Genomic DNA, 23,046 nt, shown 5'->3' with positions numbered 1-23,046 from the left:
CCCTCTCTCGCTTTCGCCCGTCGCCGTCGTCCACCACGTCACTTCTCCTTCTGCAGTACGGAGAGCGCGGCGATGAGCTCCGCCTGCGGCTCGGGGGTCACGTCGAGTCCGTCGAGGGGGGCGAGGCGCCGGTCGCGCTCGGCGTGCAGGACGCGGTCGACGCACGAGAGGACCAGCTCGCCGCCCTTGTCGCGCAGGCGCAGGGCGGCCTGGGCGCCGAGGAGTTCGGCGAGGCGGTCGCCCGCGGCCCGGGCGCGCCGGCCGCCGAGGAGGGAGGCGGCGAGGAGGGCGGCGACCGTGTCGGCCTCGGGGACGGCGGTGCGGGAGGCACGGGAGCCGGAGGGGCGTTCGATGTTCCGTACCTCCTCCTCGGCCAGCTCTTCGAGTACGCGGCGCCAGCGGCGTACCTCCACGCCGGTCCGCTCCCCCGCGTCCCGGTCGCCGCCGGTCCGCGGCGGGCCGAGGGCGTCGGCGGCGGGGTCGCGCTGCCAGGTGTCGCGTACGCGTTCCTCCGCGGCGGCCACCGCGCAGTGCAGGAGGGCGGCGAGGGACTCGGCGAGGGCGTCGAGGAGTTCGTCGGCGGTGCTGTCGCGGGGGTAGGCGCGCCAGCGGGTGCGGGCGTCGCCGGCGAGGACGGCGCCGCGGCCCAGTTGCTGCCGCACGCGCTTGCCCTGCTCGCGGTAGGCGGCTTCGACGGCGTCGCCGAGGCGGACGGCGGAGGCGTACTGGGCGGCGACGGCGCCGGCGAGCTCGGGGAGGCGGGTGTCGAGGGAGTCGATGACCCCGGTGGCGGTCCGGTCGAGGGCCTGCTGGCGGGCGGCGGGGTCCTCGGCGCGGTGGGCGAGCCAGCCGCGCAGCGGGGCGACGGCGCTGTCGGGCAGGAGTCCGCTGCCGCCCTCGGTGGACTCGGGCAGTTCGGGGATGGTGAAGCGGGGCACGTCGCCGAGGCCCGCCTTGTCGAGGAGGGCCTCGTACTGGCGGGAGACCTCGCCGATGACCTGGTGCGGTACGCGGTCGAGGACGGTGACGAGGGTGGCGTCGTACTCCTTCGCGGTACGGAGGAGGTGCCAGGGGACGGCGTCGGCGTACCGCGAGGCGGTGGTGACCATCACCCAGATGTCGGCGGCGCAGATCAACTCGGCGGCGAGCAGGCGGTTCTCGACGACGAGGGAGTCGATGTCGGGCGCGTCGAGCAGGGCGAGCCCGCGCGGCAGGGAGGCGGCGGTCTCGACCCGCAGGGCGTTCTCCTCGGGCGGTTCCTCGGCGGGGTGTTCCTCGTCGGCCTGGGGCAGCCAGACACGGGTGAGCTGCGGGAGGACGCGCATCCCGGCGAACCAGTGGTGGTCCTCCGGATGGCAGACGAGGACGGGGGTGCGGGTGGTGGGTCTGAGCACCCCCGACTCGCTGACGCGCCGCCCCACAAGGGAGTTGACGAGCGTGGACTTCCCGGCCCCGGTGGAGCCGCCGACGACGGCGAGCAGGGGGGCGTCGGGATCCTTCAGGCGGGGCACCAGATAGTCGTCGAGCTGAGCGAGGAGCTCGGCCCGGGTCTGCCGGGCGCGGGAGGCGCCGGGGAGAGGGAGGGGGAGACGCACGGCGGCGACACGGTCGCGCAGGGCGGAGAGTGCGTCGATCAGCTGAGGCCGTTCGTCCAAGGTCACCACATGCGAAGAATGCCCAATTTATGAGTGTTTTTGAAGCGTATAGGCACCCTGCGCGCCGAGAGAAGGGAAGGGTGACCGGGACCGCAGGCATAACGAGTGCACAACACCCGCCCCGAGTGGCGTGAAAACCGCTGCGCGAATCGCACCTGCCTGCGATTATCGTTCCGCTTCACCGAACCTCCACATCGTGCCACGCAGGTGAAGCACCCGGGCCAAGGCGATCGGAGCCCTATCCTTGTCCCGGCAGGCCACACCCCACCCACCAGGGCCTCCAGGCCACACGGCCACCACCCGGCCCCCGTAGCTCAGTGGATAGAGCAGGTGCCTTCTAAGCACTTGGCCGCAGGTTCGAGTCCTGCCGGGGGCGCATGGCGGGAAGACCCTCCTTCGGGAGGGTCTTTTCTTTGTCTGTGGGGCTGGGTCAGTCGGTGTAGGTGCGGGCGGGCAGTCTGTGGGTGGACTGGGGTGGGACCGTGAGGGCGAAGCCGTGGTTGGCGGCTACGGAGCGGGTGTGGTCGACCGAGAGGGAGCCGTGCCGTTCGACGGTCAGGGCGGGCAGGCCCGAGCGGCCGAAGCCGGCGGTGCGGTGGAAGGACAGCACCGTCGTCGACATCGGGACGTGGTGCGGGTGCCGGCGGCGGGCGACGGCCTCGTCGTCGTGGGCGAGGATCCGGACGTCCGGTTCGTGGCCGAAGTCCGTGGTCACGCCGGTGGCCCGCCAGTGGGCCGGTTCGTGGGCCGCGCCGGTCAGGCGGCGGGAACGGTTCACCGAGGTGATCGAGAGGAATCCGGCGCCGGTGCGGTCGAGGGACTCGGCGAGGAAGGCGTTGGACGGGCAGCGGTAGCCGGGGCCGATCAGCCGCACGGTGGTCACGCCGTCCTGGACGGCCGAGAGGTGGGGCGGGATACGCGCGGCGGCGGGGCCCCGGAAGCCGAACGGCCCCAGCGTGAACAGCTCCTCCACGAGGTCCTCGACCTGCCTGCGCGGGAGTTCGGCCGGCAGCCGGGTCCAGTCGAAGACGGATCCCACATGCGCGCGGACGGTCGTGACGCTGCCGACCTGGCCGGCCGGGCGGCCCTTCATCCGGTTGACGCGCTCGACGACCTCCCGGTCGGCGCGGGCCGTCAGCGCGTAGAAGTTGGCGAAGCCGTGTGCCACGGCGGCCCCTTCGCCGAGCGCCGCGGCCGCCCTCCGTACGTCCCCGATGTCCCCCAGGACCAGGTCCCCGGTCGTGCCCGTCCGTTGTCCGCTCACCACGCACCTCCACTTGTCGTCGTCGTAGACGACCGGGCAACGAGCCGGGCCCCGACCGGTCACCCGGCGGGCCGCCGTCCAGGGGTCAGGCGGCGGTGTCGCGGTGCAGCGTGGCGGTGCCCGTCACACGGATGCCGACCCGGTGCCCCGGGGCCACCCGGAGTGGGCTGGACGTGCGGATGTCGACCGGCCGTTCGAGGCCTTCGACCGCCACCGTGACCATCGCGTCGTGGCCGAAGAAGCAGACGTCCGTCACGAGGCCCTCTGCCTCGGCCTCGGCGGAGTCCGGTTCGGTGAGCCGGAGTTGCTCGGGGCGGAGGAGGACGACCCCGTCCCGCACGCCCTCCGGCGCGGCGGCGAGCGGCACGCGCCCCAGCACCGTCGTGGCCACGTCCTTCTCGGCGGTGCCGGGGACCAGGACGGCGTCCCCGACGAAGGAGGCGAGCCAGGGGTCGACGGGCCGGTGGTAGAGCTCCTCCGGCGTCGCGCACTGGGCCACCCGTCCCGCGCGGACCACGGCGACCAGGTCCGCGGTGGAGAGGGCCTCCTGCTGGTCGTGGGTGACGAGGAGGGCCGTCGCGCCGCTCTCCCGGAGCACCGCGCGGACCTCGGCCCGTACGGCTCCGCGCAGTCCGCTGTCGAGCGCGCTGAACGGTTCGTCGAGCAGCACGAGATGGGGCCGCGGTGCGAGGGCGCGGGCCAGGGCGATGCGCTGCTGCTGGCCTCCGGAGAGCTCGTGGGGCATCCGGTCGCCGTACCCGGCGAGCCCTACCAGGTCCAGCATCTCGCCCACGCGCGTCCGCTTGGCGGACCGGTCGAGGTCCTTCAGGCCGAAGGCGATGTTCCGGGCCACGCTCAGGTGGGGGAAGAGCGCCCCCTCCTGGGGGACGATGCCGATGCGGCGCCGTTCGGGCGGCAGGTGCACGCCGGGGCCGCCGAGGAGCCGGCCCGCGACCGTCACGCTGCCCGCGTCGGCCTTCAGGAAGCCGGCGATGACGCGGAGGAGCGTGGTCTTCCCGCAGCCGGAGGGGCCGAGGAGGGCGGCGAGCGAGCCGCCGGGGACGGTCAGGTCGAGGCCGTCGAGGACCGGCGCGTCCCCGGGGCCGTACGACTTCGAGACGCCGCTGACCTGGAGGTCGTCGCCGGAGTGGGGGTCGTTGGCGGAGTGGAGCGCGTTGCCGGAGTGGGCGTCGTTGCCGGAGTGGGCGTCGTTGGCGGAGTGGGCGTCGTTGGCGGACTGGAGCTTGTCGCCGGGCCGGAGGCCGTCGTCGGACTGGAGGTCGTCGCTGCTCATGTGCGGTGCCTTCCGAGGAGGTACGAGGGGATGGCGGCGAGCAGGATCAGTGCCGCGGCGTACGGGGCGGCCGCCGCGAAGGAGCCGCTGCCGGTCTCCGTCCACAGCCGGGTGGCGAGGGTGTCCATGCCGGTGGGGCGCAGGAGCAGCGTGGCGGGGAGCTCCTTCATGCAGACCACGAAGGTCAGGGCCGCCCCCGCCGCGACGCCGGGCGCCGCGAGCGGCAGGGTGACCTCCCGCAGGACGCCGAAGGGGGTACGGCCCAGGGAGCGGGCGACGTCGTCCAGGACCGGCGGCGACTGGAGGACGGCGGCGCGCGTGGCGGCCACCGCGACCGGCAGGAAGAGCACCGCGTACGCGCAGATCAGGAGCGGGGTCTCCTGGTACAGCGGGCGGGCGTAGCGCACGGCGAAGAAGACCAGCGCGAGGGCCACGGTGATGCCGGGGACCGCGTGTCCCGCGTACGCGGCCTGTTCGAGCAGGTGGGCGAGGCGGCCGCGGTGCCGGGCGGCGATGACTCCGACCGGCAGGGCGAGCAGGGTGGTGAGCGCGGCGCCCGCGGCGGCGACGCCGAGGGTGGTGAGCGCCGTGCCGGTGAGCGTGGCCGGGTCCCAGGTCGCGGAGGAGCCGACGGCGAGCCAGTAGCCGAGCGTGGCGAGCGGGAAGCCGACGGCCGCCGCGACGACGGCCCCGCACCAGGCGAGGGCGAGCGGCTTCAGCCGTCCGAGGGCGGCGGGGACGGCCCGCCGGGCGGTTCCCGTGCCCGTACGGGCGTAGTCCGCGCGGCCGCGGGTGCGGGTCTCGGCCGCGACGAGCAGCACCGTCATGAGGACCAGGACGGCGCTCAGCGCGGCGGCGGGCGTGCGGTCGAAGCTGGCCCGGTAGGAGGTGTAGATGCCCCGGGTGAAGGTGTCGTACCGCATGAGCGAGACGGCGCCGAAGTCGGAGAGCACGTACAGCGCGACGAGGAGTCCGCCGCCGGCCGCGGCGGGCCGCAGCTGCGGCAGGGTGACGCGGAGGAAGGTGCGGAAGGGGCCGTGGCCCAGGGAGCGGGCGACCTCCTCGTGCCCCGGGTCGGTGCCGCGCAGGGCGGCGGCGACCGGCAGGTAGACGTACGGGAAGCTCACCAGGGTGAGCGCCAGCGCGGAGCCGGCGAAGCCGGCGAGGGAGGGCGCGGCGGACAGCCAGGCGAAGGCGGCGACGTAGCTCGGCACGGCCAGGGGCAGGGTGACGAGCACGGACCAGGCGCGGGCGCCGGGCAGGGCCGTGCGGACGGTGAGCCAGGCGAGCGTGACGCCGATCAGCAGGCTGGCCGCGACGACCGCGGCGGTGAGACCGAGGCTGCGCAGCAGGAGTTCGCCGGTGCGGTCGTCGGCGATGACGTCCCAGGCGTAGGCGGGGCCCCGTTCGAGGGCGCGGACGGCGAGGTAGCCGAGCGGCAGGACGGCGAGCGCGGCGGCGAGCACGGCGGGGACGATCAGCACCCAGGAGGGCCGGGAGGCCGACCGCGGGCCCGTCGACGCACGGGAGGACCCGGGAGCGGGACCCGGCGACGCGGGCGCGGAAGCGGCACCGGCCGACGCGGGCGCGGAAGCAGGTCCGGCCGACGCGGGCGCGGAAGCAGGTCCGGCCGACGCGGGCGCGGAAGCGGCACCCGCCGGCGCGGGCTCACGGGCCGGACCGGCCGACGCGGGCTCGTTCCGGGGGTTCGTGCCCGCACGCCGTTGCCCGGCGGGTGCGGGGGCACCCGCCGGGCGGCGGTCGCGGCGGGCCGGGGCGGAGGGCTCCGGTGACGTCACGTCAGACCAGTCCGACGTCCTGGAGCATGGCCAGGGTCTCCTTGAGGGAGTCCAGCTTGCCGAGGTCGATCTTCGGCGGCTGGAGGGTCTCCAGCGGCGGCACGCCCTCGGCGGTCTTCACGCCGGCGGCCAGCGGGTACTCCTTGGTCTCCTGCGCGAAGTACGTCTGGGACTCGGCGGAGAGGAGGTAGTCGACGGCCTTCTGCGCGTACGCGGCCTGCTTCTCGTCGGCCCCCTTGAGGATGCCGACGCCGGCGACGTTGACGAGGCCGCCCGGGTCGCCCTTGGGCAGGTAGTGGATCTTCGCCTTCATCTTGTCGGCGCCCTTCTCCGCCGCCTGCTCGTACCAGTAGTAGTGGTTGAGCAGGCCGAGGGGGACCTCGCCCTTGTCGACGGCTTCGAGGACCTTGAGGTTGTTCTCGTACGCCTTGGGCTCGTTGGCCTTGAGGCCCTTGAGCCAGGTGCGGGCGGCCTCGTCGCCCTCCAGGACGCGCATGCCGGTGACGAAGGCCTGGAAGGAGGCGTTGGTCGGTACGAAGCCGATCTTGCCCTTCCACTCGGGCTTCACGAGCTCGTGGACACTGTTCGGCGGGGTCGGGACCTGGGCGGGGTCGTAGCCGAGGACGCGGACGCGGCCGCTGACGCCGGTCCAGTCGCCGGCGGCACCGCGGTAGGCGGCTTCGACCTTGTCGAGGGTGGCCTTCGGGAGCGGCGCGAGGCGCTGCTCCTTGGAGAGCGCGCCGAGGGCGCCCGCGTCCTGGGAGAGGAAGAGACCGGCCTCGGTCTTGTCGCCCTCCTCCAGGAGCTGCGCGGAGAGTTCGGCGCTGTCGCCGTACCGGACCTCGACATGGGTGCCGAGGTGCTTCTCCAGCTTCTCGATGAGCGGCTTCACGAGATTCTCGTTGCGGCCGGAGTAGATCACGAGTCCGGCCGGTTCGTCGCTGCCGCAGGCGGCGAGCGCGGGGGCGAGCAGAACGGCCGCGGCGAGCGCGGTCAGGGTGCGGGCCGTGGGGCGGCGCATTCGGGGAGGCCTTCCTGCCGTGATCTATCAAGAGAATCTGTGAATATGGCATTGATAAGGTAAAGCTAACCTAAGGGTCAAGGCAGGCTTTGGTAACGACCCGGTCCCGAATGGGCATCCGGATGCGTCTCCCCCTCTATTCGATTAGGAAAGCCTTACCTACGATGCGCCCGTGACGCTGCTCCCCGCGCCGCCCGTCGGCGGCCACGCCCTCCCGCTCGCCCGCGACCTCGCGTCGCACGGCGGGCGCACCGCTCTCGTGACGGCCGACGGGGAGCTCTCGTACCGCGAACTGGCCGGTCGGGTCGAGGAGACGGCGCGGCGGCTCGGCACCCGGCGCAGGCTGGTCCTGCTGCCCGGCGCCAACACGGTCGACGCGCTCGTCGTCCATCTGGCCGCGCTCTCGGCCGGGCATCCGGTGCTCCTCGTCCCCGGCGACCACCCCGAGGCGGTGGAGGCGCTGATCGAGGCGTACGACCCCGACGTCGTGATCCGGCCGCCCGGCGAGACGACCGGCGAAGGCATCGGCGGAGGCATCGGCGGAGGCCCCGGCGAGACGACCGGCGAAGGCGCCGGACCCAGGACAGGCGAGAAGACGACCGGGTGCGGCATCGGCGGCAGCGGTGAGTGGCGCATCGTGGAGCGCCGGGCCGAGTCCGTCCACACCCTCCACCCCGACCTCGCTCTGCTGCTCTCCACCTCCGGCTCCACCGGCTCCCCCAAGCTCGTCCGCCTCTCGTACGACAACCTCCAGGCCAACGCCGAGTCGATCGCCGCGTACCTCGGCATCCGCGACACCGACCGCGCCGCGACGACCCTGCCCCTGCACTACTGCTACGGCCTGTCGGTGGTCCACAGCCATCTGCTGCGCGGCGCCGGACTCGTCCTCACCGGCCTCTCGGTGGCGGACGCCTGCTTCTGGGACCTCTTCCGTGCCGCCGGCGGCACGGCGATCGCCGGCGTCCCGTACACCTTCGACCTCCTCGACCGGGTCGGCTTCGCCGAGATGGACCTGCCGCGGCTGCGGCACGTCACCCAGGCCGGCGGCCGCCTCGCGCCGGAGCGGGTCACGCGCTACGCCGAACTCGGCGCGCGGCGCGGCTGGGACCTCTTCGTCATGTACGGCCAGACGGAGGCGACCGCCCGCATGGCGTACCTGCCGCCCTCGCTGGCTGCCTCGCACCCGGAGGCGATCGGCGTACCGGTGCCGGGCGGCTCCTTCCACCTGGAACCGGTGGACGACGAGACGCCCACGCCCGGCGGCGGCGAGGACAGGGGTGAGGTCGGCGAACTCGTCTACTCCGGCCCGAACGTCATGCTCGGCTACGCCCACTCCCCCGACGACCTCGCCCTCGGCCGTACGGTCGACGTCCTGCGCACCGGCGACCTCGCCCGTCGCACCGCCGACGGCCTGTACGAGATCGTCGGCAGGCGCGCCCGCTTCGTGAAGATCCTCGGCCTGCGCGTCGACCCCCAGCAGGTCGAGGCCATGCTGGAACGGCACGGCCTCGACGCCCTCTGCGCGGGCGACGACGAGGGAATCGTCCTCGCCGTGGTCCGCGCCCCCGGGTGGGACGAGCGCCGGATCCGAAGACGCGTGGCGGACGAGTGCGGTCTGCCCCTCCGTACGGTCCACGTCCACCTGGCGGCCGAACTCCCCCGGCTGGCCACGGGGAAGCCCGACCGCCGGGCCGTCCTCGTCCTGCACCACGCGGCGGCCGGGCGGCCCGAGGCCCCGGAGGTCACCGGCGGCGCCGGCCGGGACGAGCTGTGCGCGCTCTACGCACGGATCCTCGACCGCCCGGACGTGACCCCGGACAGCTCCTTCGTCTCACTCGGCGGGGACTCCCTGTCGTACGTCGAGATGTCGCTCCACCTCGAAGCACGACTCGGCCGACTGCCGCAGAGCTGGCACACGACACCGATCCGCGAGCTGCGGAAGGCGGAGGAGGACGCGCGGGACGAGCGGGCCGGGGACGGACCCGGCACGGAGGGACGGGGCGCGGACGGACGCGGGCGCCGGGCGCGGTGGCGCGGCCGGACCGTGGAGACCAGCGTCGCCCTGCGCGCGGTCGCGATCCTCTGCGTCGTCGGCTCGCACATCCGGCTGTTCGAGATCCGGGGCGGCGCGCACCTCCTGCTCGCGGTCGCCGGGTTCAACTTCGCCCGCTTCCTGCTCGCCTCGCCCGAACGCCGGGAGCGGACCCGCCGGACGGCCCGCAGCATCGCGCGGATCGCCCTGCCCACCATGGCGTGGACCGCGTTCGCGCTCCTGATCGGCGACGACTACGACCTGTCCAACCTGCTGCTCCTGCACAACGTGCTGTGGCCCGAGGACATGGGGAGCGGGATCCACCTCTGGTTCGTCGAGGCCCTCGTCTACATCCTGCTGGTGCTGACGGCCCTGCTGGCCGTGCCCGCCGTGCACCGGCTGGAGCGGCGGTTCCCGTACGCGCTGCCCCTGGCCCTCGTCGGCGTCGGTCTGCTCACCCGGTACGAGCTCCTCGGCCTGCCCGACCGCACGCGGATCACCGACGCGGTCACCGTCTTCTGGCTGTTCGCCCTCGGCTGGGCAGCCGCCCGGGCCGGCACCGTGCCGCGGCGCCTCCTCGTCACGGTCGCCGCGCTGGCCACCGTCCCGGGCTTCTTCCCCGCAGAGCCGCGGCGGGAGCTGTTCGTCATGGCGGGCTTCTGCCTTCTGGTGTGGTTCCCCGCCCTGCCGAGCAGCCGCCGCCTCAACCGGGTGGCCGGGCTGCTCGCGGGCAGCTCGCTCGCCATCTACCTGACGCACTGGCAGGTCTACCCCGTCTTCGACGGCCTGTCGAAGCACCTCGCGTTCGTGGTCTCCCTGCTCTTCGGCATCGCCTACGCCACGGGCGTGACCTGGCTCGTCAAGCGGGCGTCCGCGCTCCGCGCCGCGCGCGCCCCCTGGCGACTCTCACGCGCCGGCCTCACGCGCCGGGGCACACACGCCGGCCTCACGCGCTGAGCCTCACGCCCTGAGGCTCACGCCCTGAGGCTCACGCGCCGGCCCTCATGCGCTGAGGCTTGCGCCCCCGCCTCAGCGGACCGGGCGGGGCAGACGGACGCGGACGAGGGTCGTCTCCACGCCGCTGTCGACCAGGCGGCCGGCCGCGTCGAAGGCCGCGGGGCCGTCCGTCATGCCGAAGTCGTTGTCGTTGAGCAGGACGAGGGTGGAGCGGCCTTCGAGGGCGATGCCCTCGATCTTGCCGGGGACTCCCGCGACGGTGTTCAGGTCGAGGACCAGGCGCTTGGCGAGGATCGGGGCGGTCTTCGCGGCCTCGTCGTCGAGCTGTTCCAGGGTGGGGGTCGCCGGGGTGTCCCAGGTGGTGCCGAGGATGTCGGAGCCGCGGCGGAGGCGGACCTCGTACACGCGGGAGGCCTTGTCCGTGCGCTCCTGGACGAGGAGGCGGTCGCCGCCCAGCGCGACCAGGGCGGAGATCTTGAGCTCGGAGGTCTTCGTCTGGCCGGGCTCGACGACCTCGACCGGGTCGAAGCGGTACGCGTACTCGGCGGTGACGCGGTGCCGGCGGGGGGAGAAGCGCAGCAGGCGCGTGGTGCGGGAGTTCTCGCCGGTGGCCTTGTCGGGGTTGAGCAGCGGGCTCTGCAGGGCCATGACCAGATCGCCGCCGGGGAGCAGCGCGAGCCCCTCGAAGCCGCGGTTGACCTTGCGCTGGAGGAAGACCGACGGGAGCGACTCGATCACCGGGTAGTCGGCGCCGGTGAGGCCGAGGCCCTCCGGGACGTGCCGGGCGAGGACCCGGCCCTTCGCGGAGACGTGCACGAGCGAGGGGCCGTACTCGTCGACGAGCCAGAAGCTGCCGTCCCGGTCGCGCACGATGCCCTCGGTGTCGAGGCCGTTCGGGTCGTACGTCAGCGGCGTGGACGCGTCGTAGGTGTACGGGGCCTCGTCGCGGCCCGGCTGGTTGGGCAGGCCGGTCACGGGGGCACCGGACGACGTGGTGAGGGGGATGGCCTTCAGGACCTGCACCCGGCCGCCGGCCGCCCGGATCTTCACGATGGCCGGGTCGAAGCCGGGCACCGGGAACGTCCGGCGCTTGTCCTTGCCCACGGATATCTGGCCGTTGGGGCCGCGGTCGGTGACCGTCCAGTACTCGCCGGGCCGTTCGGCCGGGAACAGGTCGCTGCCGATGCCGCCGAGGTCGACGCCCCGGTCGTCACCGACGCTGCCGGGCAGCAGCGCGTTGCCGAACTCGGCGAGCGGGATGTCGGGCAGGGTCGAGGTCGAGACGACCCGCGCGGTGGAGCCGTGGTGCGCCGGGGTCGCGTCGGCCGTCCCCACCACCACCGAGAACGCGAGGGCTGCGGAGACGGGAAGGACCACGGCGGCGGGCCGGCGCAGGAGACGCGGATTCACTCTGAACTCCTTGGACACACATCGAGCAGGAAGGGCCGAACGGGCATGAAGGGGAATGAAGGGGAGGCAGGGGGAAGCAAGGGGAACGAACGGCTGGGGAGAGCCGGGAACGGGCGGGGGGCACGTCCCGACCCGCACAGGGCGGACGCCCGTCGGTGTCAGTAGCGGTCGAGGATCAGCTGCGTCTTGAGGATGTCTCCGTGGTACAGCCAGCCGTTGGCCTCCGCGACGGCGACCGCGTCCTCGTGCAGCTCGGCCGCGTCCGCGTACGAGTCGGTCTTGAACGACAGCTCGACGACGTACTCCGTACCCGTGCCGCCCGCTCCGACGACCGGCAGGACCTCGATGCTCGCGCCGTCCGAGGGGCCCCAGGCGCCGCCGTACACCTTGGCGGTCACCGGGCCGTGCGCACGGGAGGCCTGGAGCGTGTTCCTGCCCCAGTCCGCGCGGCCCCAGTCCTCCAGCTTGCCGGGGATGTCGTTGACGAGCCAGGTGCGGCCGGTCGTGCTCGTCGGCATCGCCGTGCCCGAGTACCCACTGGCGCTGCGGCTCTTCTCGGTGCTGAAGCTGAGGGTCTGCTTGGCGTAGCCCCAGTCGATCTCGGCCTCGTAGTTCGTGTCCCCGCCGTCGAAGCCGGCGGCGTTCGCGGCGGTGAGGGCGGCGTCGATGTCCCCGCCGGTGACGGGGAACCGCTTCTTGTACGTCTCCTCGAACGAGGACCCGCTCTTGTGACGGAGGCGGACGCTCCAGCCGGCGGCGTCGAGGGCCAGGCCGTCCGTGTCGTAGTAGCTGTAGGAACGCGCCTTGGCGGAACCGGTGATCCCGAACGCCGACCTGACCGCCGTGCTCGGTGCGTGGGCGGCGTCGAGCGCCGCCGCCGTGAGGTTGATCTTCACCTCGTACGTCGGTACGGCGTTGGCGGCGGCGTACGCCGGCGAGGTCGGCGCGAGGAGCGCGGCGGCGACGGCGAGGGCGACGGCGGCACCGCCGACGGCCGGACGCGTGGTGCGGGAGGCGAAGGTCATGCCGGTGATCGTCACGAGGCCGGATGAGGGCCGGGTGAGGGCCGGGTGACGCCGGGGCGTGGAACCGGTGAACCGGCGGCGGTACGCGCTCCGCTCAGCGCAGGAGCAGGTTCGCGCCCACGCCCTCCGGGACGGTCTCGCGGACCGGGGTGCTGTCCGGGCCCGGGACGCGCATGCCCGGGACCGGGGTCCGGGTCGTGCGGTGGAGGAGGACCGTGCCGTCCCGGCGAAGAACCTTGGTGTAGCCGTGGGCCAGGAGGAGTTCCACGCGCGCCGCCTGGTCGTCCGTCGAGGCGAAGGGGAACGTCCTGTTCTCCACGCGCAGCAGCACCCAGTCCGCGCCCCGGGGCACCGCGTCGGCGATGACCACGTCCGTACGGGCCGTCAGACGGGGCGCGATCGTGTTGTCCGCCTCCACCGTCGCCCCGTCCGGGATCAGTTCCGCCGCCGCGGCGAGGGGGCGCTTGTCCGGGCTCGGGGTCCAGGAGTCCGCGCGGACGAGGAGGCTCAGGCCGAGGACGACGGCCGCCGCCGAGGAGAGGACGAGCGCGGCGAGCGCCCATCGCCGCGCCGCCCGGCGGCGGTTCCGGTGGAGTCGGGCGAGGGTCTCCAGGGACGCCGTGACGAGGATCGGCCACAGGAACGCGTCGTAGTGGTTGATCACCGGCCAGTGGTTCGGGTTGTCGGACAGGACCCGCTCCGCGAGGAGGGGCACGGCCAGGAGGAACGTCGGCGAGCCGAGCGGCAGGAGGGCCAGGGCGCCCAGGATCCAGGCCACCATGGCGACCTTGACGAAGGGCGTGACGGAGACCTGGAGGAGCACCCACGGGGCCGTGAGGACATGGGCCAGCGCCGAGCCCGGGTCGGCGCCGAGGCTGCCGTACGACCAGTAGTAGCCCTCCGGGCCGCCCATCGCCGGCAGGAACCAGGCGATCACGAGGGCGGAGACCAGGGGGCCGACGAGGGCGAGCGCGAGGCCCGTCGCCCGGCCCGCCCGGTCACCCGCGCGGTGCGCCCGTACCGCCAGGACCAGGCCGAACGCACCGGCCACCAGCCCCATGTCCTCCTTCGTCGCACACAGCAGGAGCGCCCAGCAGGCCGCCGCCCCGTACCGGCGGGCGAGTCCCCGCTCCAGCATCAGGAGCGTGAACGGCACCGCGAAGGCCACCTCGTGGAAGCCGCTGCAGGAGGAGTTGAGGAGCGGCCAGCCCAGCGCGTACACCAGCCCGCCGAGGTCGGCGGCGCGGCGCGCGGGCCGCGGGCCGGCGCCCGCGAAGCAGTGCCGGGCGATGCGCCGGACCACCGGCACGCCCACCGCGAACAGCGCGGCCTGCGCGAACAGCAGGACCCGCGGGTCGTCCCACACCCAGTACAGGGGCGCGAGGAGCGCGAGCACCGGCGTGAAGTGGTCGCCCAGCAGCGAGAAGCCGGGCGGGAACTCGTGGTGCACGTTCTTGATCGGCGACCTCGGCAGCTCGAAGTGCGCGTAGGCGCGCACGGCCTGGTCGAAGATCCCGAGGTCGAAGCCCGTGAGCCGCAGGGCCGTCCAGGACTGCATCCCGAGGCCGAAGCAGACGAGGAAGCAGAGCAGGGTGAGGGCCGGACCCCTGCCACGCGGTGTCGGAGAGGGGGACGAGGCCGGAGCCGCCGACCGTGACGGGGGCGGCGGCTCCGGCGTCCGTATGTGTACCGGGGCGGCGGGTCTCGTCGTGGTCGTGGTCGGTCCCATGAGGGGGAACGCTACGTGTTCCGGTCGGACGGGAGTGAGAATCGGGGCCATGGTGATCACCGCGCGCTCCCTCAACCGCTCCACCCTGGCACGCCAGTTGCTCCTCGAACGGGCCCCGGTCGATGTCGAGGAGGCCCTGCGGCGGATCGTCGCCCTCCAGGCGCAGCTGCCCGGTTCGCCGTACGTCGCCCTGTGGAACCGCGTCGACGGCTTCGAACCAGGCCTGTTCGACGGGGCGTTGGCGGACTTCCGGGCGGTGCGGTCGACCCTGATGCGGCTCACGCTGCACATGGTGCACGTCGAGGACTACCGGGCGTTCCGCGAGGGCATGGAGCCGACGCTGCGCGGTTCCCGGCTCGGCGACCACCGGTACAGGGCGGCCGGGTTCACCCCCGCCGACGCCGACGCGCTGCTGCCCGGGCTCCTCGGGTACGCCGAACACGCGCGGTCCGGCGCCGAGATGACGAGCCGCCTCGAAGAGGGCCGCGGCGGCCCGGTGGAATCCGTGGTCTGGCGGATGATCCGGCAGTACGCGCCGCTGTGGCACGCCCCGACGGGGCCGCCGTGGTCGTTCGGCACCGCGCAGTCGTTCGTCACGGCTGCCGAACTGCCGGAGCACACCGATCCGGACGCGGTCGCCGCGGGCCTGGTGGTGCTCGTCCGGCGCTATCTGGAGGGCTTCGGGCCGGCGTCGGTGGCGGACATCGCGCAGTTCTCGATGACGCAGCGGGTCCGGGTGCGCGGGGCGCTGGCGGCGCTGGACGGCCGGCTCGACGTCCTGGAGGGGCCCGGGGGAACGATCCTGTACGACGTGCCCGGGGCCGTCCGGCCCGACGGGGACGTGCCCGCCCCGCCGCGGCTCATGGCCATGTGGGACAGCGTCCTGCTGGCGTACGCGGACCGCGGCCGCGTCATCCCGCCCGAGTACCGCAAGGCGGTGATCCGGGTGAACGGCGACGTCCTGCCGACGCTGCTGGTCGACGGGTACGTCGCCGGGGTCTGGCGGCCCGTCGACGGCGGGATCGAGGCCTCGGCGTTCCGGCCGCTCCCGGCGGACGTCTGGGCGGAGCTGGCCTCGGAGGCCGAGGCCCTCGGCGGCTTCCTGGCGGGCCGGGACCCGCGGGTCTACCGGCGCTTCGACCACTGGTGGGTCAAGGGGCTGCCGGTGGTGGAGACGAAGGTGTTCCGGACGCGCTGACGACGGTCCGCGGTCGGCCGTCGCGGCGGCCGTCACGGCGGCCGCCACGGCCGGCCACCATTGCCAGCCACCGGGTCTGCACATACATTCGTGCCGACACCACCTACGGACCGGGATGCTCGTCAGTCCCGGGGCGGTCCGCCGTTCACGGGCCGGACGGCGGGGGGCGGAACCTCAGGGACGACGGGGGACGCCGGACGCCGGGCGTACGGGATATCCGTATCCACGTACCCGCAGGAGCTGAGCAGCACATGAGCAAGCACGTCCTGGCACAGAACCAGTACGGCAAGGCCGAGAACCGCATCGTCACCGTCACCCGCAAGGGCGACGACGGCGCGTGGCACGAGATCCGCGACCTGAACGTGTCGGTGGCGCTGCGCGGTGAGTACCGCGACGTCCATCTGACCGGCGACAACGGCAACTGCCTGCCCACCGACACCACCAAGAACACGGTCTACGCCTTCGCCAAGGAGCACGGCGTCGACTCCCCCGAGGCCTTCGGCATCCATCTCGCCCGGCACTTCGTGACCTCGCAGCCGGTCATCCACGAGGCGCAGATCCGGATCGAGGAGTACGCCTGGGAGCGGATCTCCGTGCCGACGCGCAAGGAGCAGCACTCCTTCGTGCGCAAGGGCCAGGAGGTCCGTACCGCGCAGATCACCTACTCGGAGACCACCGGGCTCCAGGTGCTCTCGGGCCTGAAGGAACTGACGGTGATGAACTCGACGAACTCGGAGTTCCACGGCTTCATCAAGGACAGGTACACGACGCTCCAGGAGGCGTACGACCGGATCCTCGCCACCAAGGTCACCGCCCGCTGGGCGAACTCGGCCACGGCGGCGGCGGACGCGGAGCACGACTGGGACCGCTCGTACGGCAAGGTGCGGCGCCACATGCTGGAGGCCTTCGCGGAGACGTACAGCTACTCGCTCCAGCAGACCCTGCACGCGATGGCCGACCGGGTTCTGGACAACGTCTCCACGGTCAACGAGGTCCGGCTGAACCTGCCGAACAAGCACCACTTCCTCGTGGACCTGGAGCCGTTCGGGCTGAAGAACGACAACGAGGTGTACTTCGCGGCCGACCGCATGTACGGCCTGATCGAGGGCACGATCCACCGCGACGGCGTGCGGCCGGTGATCGCGACCAGCGACTGGATCACCGCCTGAGGTCCGCCTGAGGTCCGCCTGAGGTCCGCCTGAGGTCCGCCTGAGGTCCGCCTAGAGCAGCCCGGCCGTCCGGACTCCCAGCCATACGGCTCCGAGTCCGGCGGCCAGGCTCCCGGCCACGTTCAGCACCGCGTACCCCCTCGCCCCGCCCTCGTACAGCTTCAGCGTCTCGTACGAGAAGGTCGAGTACGTGGTGAGGGCGCCGCACAGGCCGGTGCCGAGGAGCAGGTGCAGCCGCTCCGAGGAGACGCCGGTGAGCAGGCCGAGGACGAAGGAGCCGGCGACGTTCACGGCGAACGTGCCCCAGGGCAGGGCGAGACCGAACCGGGCCTTCGCCGCCCGGTCGGTGAGGTGGCGCAGCGGTGCGCCGACGGCGGCGCCCAGGACGACCAGCAGCCAGTTCACGCGGGCGTCACCCGGACCGGTACGAGCGCCCTGGTGGCGGCGACCCCCGCCCAGACGGCGGCGAGGGCGGTGAGCAGGGTCGCCCCCAGATAGAGGAGCCCCCGCGTGGGGTCGCCCGCGGCCAGCAGCCGCTGGGTGTCGAGCGTGTACGTCGAGAACGTGGTGAACCCCCCGCAGAACCCGGTGCCGAGGAGCGGGCGGAGCAGTGGATGGGGAGCCCGGCGGACGCGCGTCTCGGTGAGCAGCACCATGAGGACGCCCAGGACGGCGCAGCCCACGGCGTTCACCGTGAGGGTCGTCCAGGGGAAGGCGTGGACCGGGGTCGGCCAGACGAGCGAGGCGCCGTAGCGGGTGGTCGCGCCGAGAGCCCCGCCGGCGGCGACGGCCCCGACGACCCACGGCTCTCCGCGCGTTCCCATGTCCGAAGCGTACGGGTACGGAGAACGCCCAGGACATCGAGTGCGAGGCGCACAGGCGCGGTTCCCGGCCTGGGGCATTAACCGGGGACCGGCCCGTGCAGCCTCGCTCTGCGATGGTCCGGCCACTCCCTGCAACGGGTCAAAGCCGGGCCGGTGAGTCTGTCAGATCCCCCCACGGGGTATTCCGGAAGCCCCTCAGGGGGGTCTGGGGTGGGGCTGGGGTCGGGTCCCGGAGCCCGTCGTGACCTGGGGTGATGTAGGGGGAGGTGGTCCGGCCACCATTCGGCGGCCGATTCGGGTGCCGGGTACACCTCGTGCCGGGGGGCGGGGGCGGGCGACGGTGGTGGGGCAGCGGGAGGGAGCTGCGCAACCGTCGGGCAGGAGTGTCGTGAGTACATCCACCAAGCGCAGGGCCACCACCGGAACCGTGTCGTCCTTGACGGTTCCCCTGAGCGTCGCCACGGCCGTCGGTGCGTCCGGCGCGGGCGAGGAGGCCTACGCCGAGCTGTGTTCCACGCTCTTCTCCGGCTTCCCGCGCCGCGACCAGCGCCTGAAGGCCGAGCAGTACCTGTACGGGCTGCTGACCGCGCAGGGCCGCAAGTCGATCCGGAACATCGCCGCGCAGATAGGGGGGCCGGCGGCCGAGCAGAGCCTCCACCACTTCGTCTCCAGCTCCACCTGGGACTGGCAGCCCATGCGGGCCGCGCTCGCCCGGTACCTGGAGCGGAACAGCTGCCCGCAGGCCTGGGTGGTCCGGCCGATGCCGATCCCGAAGGCCGGGGAGCACTCGGTGGGCGTGGACCGGCGTTTCGATCCGGAGCGCGGTCAGGTCTTCCACGGCCAGCAGGCGTTCGGGGTGTGGTTCGCCAGCGACGAGCTGAGCGTCCCGGTCAACTGGCGGCTGTTCCTGCCGGACCCGTGGGTCAACGACCGCACGCGGCGTGACCGCGCGGAGGTTCCCCAGGAGGCCGGCGAGGAGACGCTGGAGGAGTGCGCGGTCGCGGCGGCGCTCGACACCGCCCGCTGGACGGACGTCACGCGCAAGCCGGTGCTGCTCGACATCCGCGGCGGCGCGGGCCGTGCGGCGCTCACCCGGCTCGCCGGGGCCGGGGTGCCGGTCGTGGCGCGGATCGGTCCGGGCTCCCGGCTGGCGATCGCGGACCGCTCGCTGCCGGGCTTCGGCGCGGGGCCGCTCTCGGCGGTGCAGATCCTGGAGTCGCTCAAGGGCCTGCGCAGGCCGGTGAGCTGGGTGGACACGGTGGCCGGTGCGCGGACCTCGCGGACCTCGCTCGCCACGGCCGTCCGGGTCGCGCTGCCGACGCCGGGCGGGGAGCGGATGCGGCCCCTGGTGCTGCTCGGCGAGTGGGACGACCCGCGGCGGGCCCCGGCCCGGGTGTGGATCAGCGATCTGACCCACTCCCCCGTCGGCTCCCTGCTGCGGCTGACCAAGCTCGCGCGCCGGGTGGAGCGGGACTTCGTGGAGGTCGGCGAGGGGGCGGGGCTGCGGGACTTCGTGGGCCGTTCGTTCCGCGGCTGGCACCGGCACATCACCCTGGCCTCGGCGGCCCACGCGGCGACGCTGCTCGGCTCCTCGGAGTGGGACACGGCCTACGACTCCGGGTACGCGTCGAGGCGCTCGGCGAGCTGACCCTACGTCGACCCGATCCGACCCGACATCCCCTAGGGCGTGCTGCGAAAGTCCCGCCTGTCCGACGGGCGGCCGGCGCTACTTTCGCAACACGCCCTAGGCGGTGCCCGGGCGGGTCGGGTCGGTGGTGGCGCGGCCCCGGGCGAGGACCTCGCGGGTGCGCTGGAGGCGCAGGGCGAGCTGGACCTCCAGGACCTGGCCCGGCTTCTGCCACTCGGGGCCGAGGAGTTCGCCGATCCGCTCCAGGCGGCGGGAGACCGTGTTGGGGTGGACGTGCAGCGCCTCGGCCGCGTTGGTCGGGCTGCCGCCGGAGGCGAAGTACGCCTCCAGGGTGCGCGTCAGGTCGGTGAACCGCTCGGCGTCGTAGTCGAGTACGGGCCCGATCGCCCCTTCGACGAAGCCCTCCACGTCGTGGTCGTCGGAGAGCAGCATGCCGAGGAAGCCCAGGTCGTTCACGGAGGCCGCCGAACCGGTGCCGCCGAGGGCGCTCATCGCGTCGAGGCAGCGCCCGGCCTCCAGGTGCATCCGGCCGACGCCGTCGGGGCTGGTGGCGGGTCCTGCGGCGGCGACGGAGACGGGGTGGCCGAGCAGCGGGGACAGTTCGGCGGCGACGGCCTTGGCGGCGGCGGAGGCGTCGATGCCGGGCAGCAGCAGCACGATGCAGCCGCCCTGGACGGTCTTCAGACCGGAGAGGCGGTAGGCGTACGAGGACGCCCACACGACCGCCCGGCCCTGTTCGCCGCCCTCCGGTCTGGCCAGCACGAGGACGTGCGGTCTGCGCAGGTCGACGCCGAGGCGGCGGGCGCGCTGCGCGATCTGCTGGGGCGCGTGCGGCGGGTCGGCGATGAGGTCGTCGAGGAGCTCGTCCCGTACGGGGCCCTCGGCGACGGCCGTGGAGCGGCGCATCAGGAGGAGGAAGGCGACGGACTGGGCGGCGAGTTCGAGGAGCCGCTCGTCCTCGCCGGTGAGTCCGCCGGCGGCGCGGATGACCAGGCCGCCGAGGTCCTCGGAGCCCGCGATGACGGGTGCGACCCAGGTGTCGTCGTCGGCGAGGACGGGGCGGCGGCGGGCGTGCGCGTCGAGCGAGGCCTTGGCGACGGCCTCCTCGTCGAGGCCGGGGATGTCTCCGCCGGCGAGGGCGCGGCCGCCCTGGTCGCGGATGAGCACGGTCGCGTCGAGGGCGTCCCCCGCGGCCTTGGCCACGTTTCCCAGGTCGCCGCCGGCGAGGACGAGGTTCATGATGCGGCTGTGGGCCTCGCTGACGTGCCGCATCCGGGTGAGGCTGGTCCGTACGCGGGAGCTGTCCCGCTCCAGTTCGGAGACCTCGGCGCGGGTCCGGTCGAGGAGTCCGGTCTTCTCGACGGCGAGCGCCGCGAGGTCGGCGAGGGCCGCGAGGAGGCCGAGCTCCTCGGAGGTGTGGTCGCGGACGCGCCGGTCGGCCCCGTAGAGCACGCCGATCACGGCGTCGCCGCTGCGCAGCGGGGCGGCCATGATGGCGTGGAGTCCCTCGGCGCGGACGGCGGCCTCGGCGGCCTCGTCGAAGGCGGGGGCGTGGACGCCGGCGTCGAGCGAGCCCGAGGGGGCGAAGCGCTCGTCGGCGAGGTAGTCGGCGGTCCAGACGGGCTCGCCGTGGAGCTGGACGGCGCCGCCGAGTCCGTATCCCTCGGCGATCCTGAAGCCGGGGGCGAGGCGGGGTCCGGCCGGGCGGCCGGGGCCGTCGTGTCCGGTGCGGGCGCCTTCGGTGGTGTGGACGTAGCAGCTGCCCTGTGGTCCGCGGAGGGTCACGAACACCATGTCGAGGCCGAGGAGTCGGCGGGCGCGGCGCGTGATGACGCGGAGCAGGCTGTCGAGGTCGTAGGAGAAGGTCAGGTCGCGCGCGGTGTCGGTGAGGGCGGTGAGTCCGGCCTCGCGGCGCGCGTCGTCCTCGTGTCCGGCGCGGACCTCGCGGGCGAGCTTCACGGCCCGCTCCAGCTGTTCGAGTCCCTCGCCGGAGAGACCGGCCAGGCGGGCCTCGTCGAGGAGGGTCCCGAACTGCGCGGACGGTGCCTGTCCGGCGAGCAGTTCGAGGACCGTGAGCAGCGCGTCGGCACCGCCGGCCGCGTCCGCGCCGTGCGAGGTCATGGTCTCCACCCCCGTAGTAGAGCTGAGTAAGGCACGTCGATGTGATGCCGAGGGGACCGTGTGGTCCGCCGAAGCTGGTCGGGCTTCGGGGGTCCGTCGACATCGTCCCGCCGCACGTCGACAACGGCGACCTGACGTACTTCGTTCCCGGATTCGGCGTGTTTCCTCAGACGAGGGAGCCCACGGGGACGGGACGGGGCCGGGCGGGGCTGTACTGGGCGGGTACGTGGACGGGCGGGAGTGCGGCCGTCCGGGTGGCCGTCCACGCGGGCGCGTGGGTCTCGAAGACCGAGCGGCCCATGGTGTTCCGCATGGTCAGGACCGAGCGGTGGAGTCGGCGCAGCCGTGCGGAGGGTTCCGCTCCGCTCTCGCCCGCGAGGGCCGCCCGCAGCCGTTCGTACGCGGTGAGCGCCTCGTCGTGGTGGCCGCAGCGCAGCAGGGCCACCAGGTAGTGGGCGTGGAGGGCCTCGTTGGTGCGGTAGCGGGCGACGAGTCCGGAGAGCTCGGAGACCAGCTCGGCGTGGTGGCCGAGGCCGAGCTGGGCCTCGATCCACTGGTCGAGGACGCTCAGGCGTGACGCTTCGAGGCGCTCGATCTCGCGGCGGATCCGGGGGCCGGCCGCGACACCGGCGTACGGCTCGCCGCGCCACAGCGCGAGGGCCTCGCCGAGGCGGAGCGCGGCGCGCGTGAGGTCGCCGGCCTCCATGGCGCGGTACCCGGCACCGGCGGCGCGCTCGAACTGCCAGACGTCGTGGACGCCGCCGCCGGTGTCGAGGCGGTAGCCGCCGGGCTGGGAGACGAGGACCGCGTCGGCGGTGCGCCGGTCGGACCAGCCCGGACGGTTCTCGGCCGGCTTGTCCTCGCAGCTCAGCGCGGCCGCGATGAGTCTTCGCAACTCGGCTATGTGGGACTGGAGTTCGGCCCGGGCGCCGCGCGGGGGACCGGAGGGCCAGAGCTCCTCGGTCAGGACCGTCACCGGGACGACCTGGTCGGCGCTGGCGGTGAGCAGGGCGAGCAGCTGCCTCGGCGCGGCTGCCGTCGGGGTGATGGACGTGCCGTTCTCCCGTACCGACAGTCCCCCCAGGATCCGGACGTCCACCTTGCCCCCTCAGTGCCTGTGCGGTGTCTGTGCGCGGGATGACCCTCGTTGATTAGAAGAGACCCCCGTAGGCATGTCAATAAGAAACCGTAGGGTACGGAAACCTGACCCGTGATATCGGGGTGCTTCACCCCATTTGAGGGGATATTTCGGCGTCAAGATTTCGTCACTGGCTGAGACCTTTACCCCCCGAAGGGCGGTTTCAGGACTCAGGGGTACGCTTTCGAAGGGGCCTTGCGGATGTCGGAGGGGTCCTCAAGTGCTGTTTCGCGCCGGAAACCGGCCGCTGGGTACGGTTCTCCGGAGGTCGGGATCAGAGCACGGCGGCCGCGGTGAGCAGCCCGAACGCGAGGACGATCAGCACCGTGCGGACGAGGTGGAATCCGTTCCACCGCTTCTCGAAGGCGGCGCGCACGGCCGCGGGGTCCTCACCGGCGCCGCCCGGGCGCTCCGAGCCGGCGAGGGCCACGTTCAGCGGGACGTTCCCGGCGACGGTGACCAGGTGGTTGAGGGCCGCGCACACGAGCCCCGCGAGCACGAGCCACTTCTGAGTGTCCGTGCGTCCGTCGACGGGGACGAGGAAGGCGGCGGCGGGGAACGCGACGACGCCGAGGAAGACGAGCAGGAAGACGGCCCTGGGGACGCGTTCGTTGATCCGGCGCATCGCCGAGACGAACTCGGCGTCCGTCAGCCGCGCGAGAGCGGGCATGATCCCGGTCAGGAAGATGAGCATGAAACCGGCGTAGAGCCCGGTGCATCCGACGGCGAGGGCGAGCAGCAGGGTGGCCATGCGGCCATTCT

General features: G+C 73.4%; 17 protein-coding genes and 1 tRNA gene. 5 read left to right on the top strand and 13 right to left on the bottom strand.

Annotated elements, in window-relative coordinates; genetic code table 11:
- Window positions 1-38: 38 nt before the first annotated feature.
- On the bottom strand, window positions 39-1,655 hold the full coding sequence (locus ACF08F_RS14970) for a dynamin family protein (protein WP_392298899.1): 1,617 nt from the start codon (window positions 1,653-1,655) through the stop codon (window positions 39-41).
- A gap of 303 nt (window positions 1,656-1,958) precedes the next feature.
- On the opposite strand from ACF08F_RS14970, the gene ACF08F_RS14965 reads away from it, so the two are divergent.
- Window positions 1,959-2,031: transfer RNA gene (locus ACF08F_RS14965), tRNA-Arg, on the top strand.
- Between the two features lie 54 nt (window positions 2,032-2,085).
- Here the strand turns inward: ACF08F_RS14965 and ACF08F_RS14960 are convergent.
- The 4 genes from ACF08F_RS14960 to ACF08F_RS14945 form a co-directional block, all read right to left on the bottom strand.
- Window positions 2,086-2,919 carry a hypothetical protein gene (locus tag ACF08F_RS14960; RefSeq protein WP_392298898.1) on the bottom strand — a complete coding sequence of 278 codons (834 nt, stop codon included), beginning with the start codon at window positions 2,917-2,919 and terminating at the stop codon, window positions 2,086-2,088.
- 85 nt (window positions 2,920-3,004) lie between these two features.
- Window positions 3,005-4,213, bottom strand: a complete 1,209-nt coding sequence (locus ACF08F_RS14955) for an ABC transporter ATP-binding protein (protein WP_392298897.1) — start codon at window positions 4,211-4,213, stop codon at window positions 3,005-3,007.
- Window positions 4,210-5,697 (bottom strand): ABC transporter permease, encoded by a 1,488-nt coding sequence (locus ACF08F_RS14950; RefSeq protein ID WP_392298896.1) that lies wholly within the window; start codon window positions 5,695-5,697, stop codon window positions 4,210-4,212. The genes ACF08F_RS14955 and ACF08F_RS14950 overlap by 4 nt, the downstream gene beginning before the upstream one ends.
- A 316-nt stretch (window positions 5,698-6,013) precedes the next feature.
- Complete coding sequence (locus ACF08F_RS14945; protein WP_392298895.1) at window positions 6,014-7,033, bottom strand: iron ABC transporter substrate-binding protein; 1,020 nt, start codon at window positions 7,031-7,033, stop codon at window positions 6,014-6,016.
- Between the two features lie 172 nt (window positions 7,034-7,205).
- Between ACF08F_RS14945 and ACF08F_RS14940 the strand changes: the two genes are divergently transcribed.
- Complete coding sequence (locus ACF08F_RS14940; protein WP_392298894.1) at window positions 7,206-10,022, top strand: AMP-binding protein; 2,817 nt, start codon at window positions 7,206-7,208, stop codon at window positions 10,020-10,022.
- A gap of 72 nt (window positions 10,023-10,094) precedes the next feature.
- Here ACF08F_RS14940 and ACF08F_RS14935 read toward each other — a convergent pair whose 3' ends face one another.
- From ACF08F_RS14935 to ACF08F_RS14925, 3 genes are all read right to left on the bottom strand, one after another.
- Window positions 10,095-11,432 carry an esterase-like activity of phytase family protein gene (locus ACF08F_RS14935; protein ID WP_392298893.1) on the bottom strand — a complete coding sequence of 446 codons (1,338 nt, stop codon included), beginning with the start codon at window positions 11,430-11,432 and terminating at the stop codon, window positions 10,095-10,097.
- A gap of 158 nt (window positions 11,433-11,590) precedes the next feature.
- A complete protein-coding gene (locus ACF08F_RS14930; protein WP_392298892.1) occupies window positions 11,591-12,457 on the bottom strand; it encodes a hypothetical protein in 867 nt (288 codons plus the stop codon).
- A gap of 94 nt (window positions 12,458-12,551) precedes the next feature.
- Window positions 12,552-14,186: a DUF2079 domain-containing protein gene (locus ACF08F_RS14925; protein ID WP_392298891.1), complete on the bottom strand. Its 1,635-nt coding sequence runs from the start codon at window positions 14,184-14,186 to the stop codon at window positions 12,552-12,554.
- Window positions 14,187-14,235: 49 nt separating this feature from the next.
- On the opposite strand from ACF08F_RS14925, the gene ACF08F_RS14920 reads away from it, so the two are divergent.
- Window positions 14,236-15,384 (top strand): winged helix DNA-binding domain-containing protein, encoded by a 1,149-nt coding sequence (locus ACF08F_RS14920; RefSeq protein ID WP_392298890.1) that lies wholly within the window; start codon window positions 14,236-14,238, stop codon window positions 15,382-15,384.
- Between the two features lie 251 nt (window positions 15,385-15,635).
- A complete protein-coding gene (pucL, locus tag ACF08F_RS14915) occupies window positions 15,636-16,553 on the top strand; it encodes a factor-independent urate hydroxylase (protein WP_392298889.1) in 918 nt (305 codons plus the stop codon).
- Between the two features lie 51 nt (window positions 16,554-16,604).
- Here the strand turns inward: pucL and crcB (ACF08F_RS14910) are convergent, their stop codons facing one another.
- Window positions 16,605-16,958 (bottom strand): fluoride efflux transporter CrcB, encoded by a 354-nt coding sequence (gene crcB, locus ACF08F_RS14910; RefSeq protein ID WP_392298888.1) that lies wholly within the window; start codon window positions 16,956-16,958, stop codon window positions 16,605-16,607.
- The gene (gene crcB, locus ACF08F_RS14905; protein ID WP_392298887.1) at window positions 16,955-17,377 is read right to left on the bottom strand and encodes a fluoride efflux transporter CrcB; all 423 of its coding nucleotides are present in this window, start codon (window positions 17,375-17,377) and stop codon (window positions 16,955-16,957) included. Before crcB (ACF08F_RS14905) ends, crcB (ACF08F_RS14910) begins: the two co-directional genes overlap by 4 nt.
- A 388-nt stretch (window positions 17,378-17,765) precedes the next feature.
- Here crcB (ACF08F_RS14905) and ACF08F_RS14900 point away from each other — a divergent pair, with 388 nt between their 5' ends.
- Window positions 17,766-19,025 carry an IS701 family transposase gene (locus ACF08F_RS14900; protein WP_392298886.1) on the top strand — a complete coding sequence of 420 codons (1,260 nt, stop codon included), beginning with the start codon at window positions 17,766-17,768 and terminating at the stop codon, window positions 19,023-19,025.
- A 96-nt stretch (window positions 19,026-19,121) separates the two neighbouring features.
- Here the strand turns inward: ACF08F_RS14900 and ACF08F_RS14895 are convergent, their stop codons facing one another.
- The 3 genes from ACF08F_RS14895 to ACF08F_RS14885 form a co-directional block, all read right to left on the bottom strand.
- Window positions 19,122-21,146 carry a helix-turn-helix domain-containing protein gene (locus ACF08F_RS14895; protein WP_392299116.1) on the bottom strand — a complete coding sequence of 675 codons (2,025 nt, stop codon included), beginning with the start codon at window positions 21,144-21,146 and terminating at the stop codon, window positions 19,122-19,124.
- Window positions 21,147-21,312: 166 nt separating this feature from the next.
- The gene (locus ACF08F_RS14890) at window positions 21,313-22,245 is read right to left on the bottom strand and encodes a BTAD domain-containing putative transcriptional regulator (RefSeq protein ID WP_392298885.1); all 933 of its coding nucleotides are present in this window, start codon (window positions 22,243-22,245) and stop codon (window positions 21,313-21,315) included.
- Between the two features lie 313 nt (window positions 22,246-22,558).
- Complete coding sequence (locus tag ACF08F_RS14885) at window positions 22,559-23,035, bottom strand: DUF1772 domain-containing protein (RefSeq protein ID WP_392298884.1); 477 nt, start codon at window positions 23,033-23,035, stop codon at window positions 22,559-22,561.
- Between the last annotated feature and the right edge of the window lie 11 nt (window positions 23,036-23,046).

This window comes from Streptomyces sp. NPDC015130 (genome assembly GCF_043080005.1).
Classification (GTDB): domain Bacteria; phylum Actinomycetota; class Actinomycetes; order Streptomycetales; family Streptomycetaceae; genus Streptomyces.
The sequence above is the reverse complement of the archived record's forward strand: the minus strand, read 5'-3'. Positions and strand labels throughout refer to the sequence as shown.

Bases quoted from the DNA above. Each gene is read 5' to 3' on its own strand.
- ACF08F_RS14925 (WP_392298891.1), bottom strand. From the start codon at position 14,186: ATGGGACCGACCACGACCACGACGAGACCCGCCGCCCCGGTACACATA.
- ACF08F_RS14930 (WP_392298892.1), bottom strand. From the start codon at position 12,457: ATGACCTTCGCCTCCCGCACCACGCGTCCGGCCGTCGGCGGTGCCGCC.
- ACF08F_RS14955 (WP_392298897.1), bottom strand. From the start codon at position 4,213: ATGAGCAGCGACGACCTCCAGTCCGACGACGGCCTCCGGCCCGGCGAC.
- ACF08F_RS14945 (WP_392298895.1), bottom strand. From the start codon at position 7,033: ATGCGCCGCCCCACGGCCCGCACCCTGACCGCGCTCGCCGCGGCCGTT.
- ACF08F_RS14920 (WP_392298890.1), top strand. From the start codon at position 14,236: ATGGTGATCACCGCGCGCTCCCTCAACCGCTCCACCCTGGCACGCCAG.
- pucL (WP_392298889.1), top strand. From the start codon at position 15,636: ATGAGCAAGCACGTCCTGGCACAGAACCAGTACGGCAAGGCCGAGAAC.
- ACF08F_RS14895 (WP_392299116.1), bottom strand. From the start codon at position 21,146: ATGACCTCGCACGGCGCGGACGCGGCCGGCGGTGCCGACGCGCTGCTC.
- crcB (WP_392298887.1), bottom strand. From the start codon at position 17,377: ATGGGAACGCGCGGAGAGCCGTGGGTCGTCGGGGCCGTCGCCGCCGGC.
- ACF08F_RS14885 (WP_392298884.1), bottom strand. From the start codon at position 23,035: ATGGCCACCCTGCTGCTCGCCCTCGCCGTCGGATGCACCGGGCTCTAC.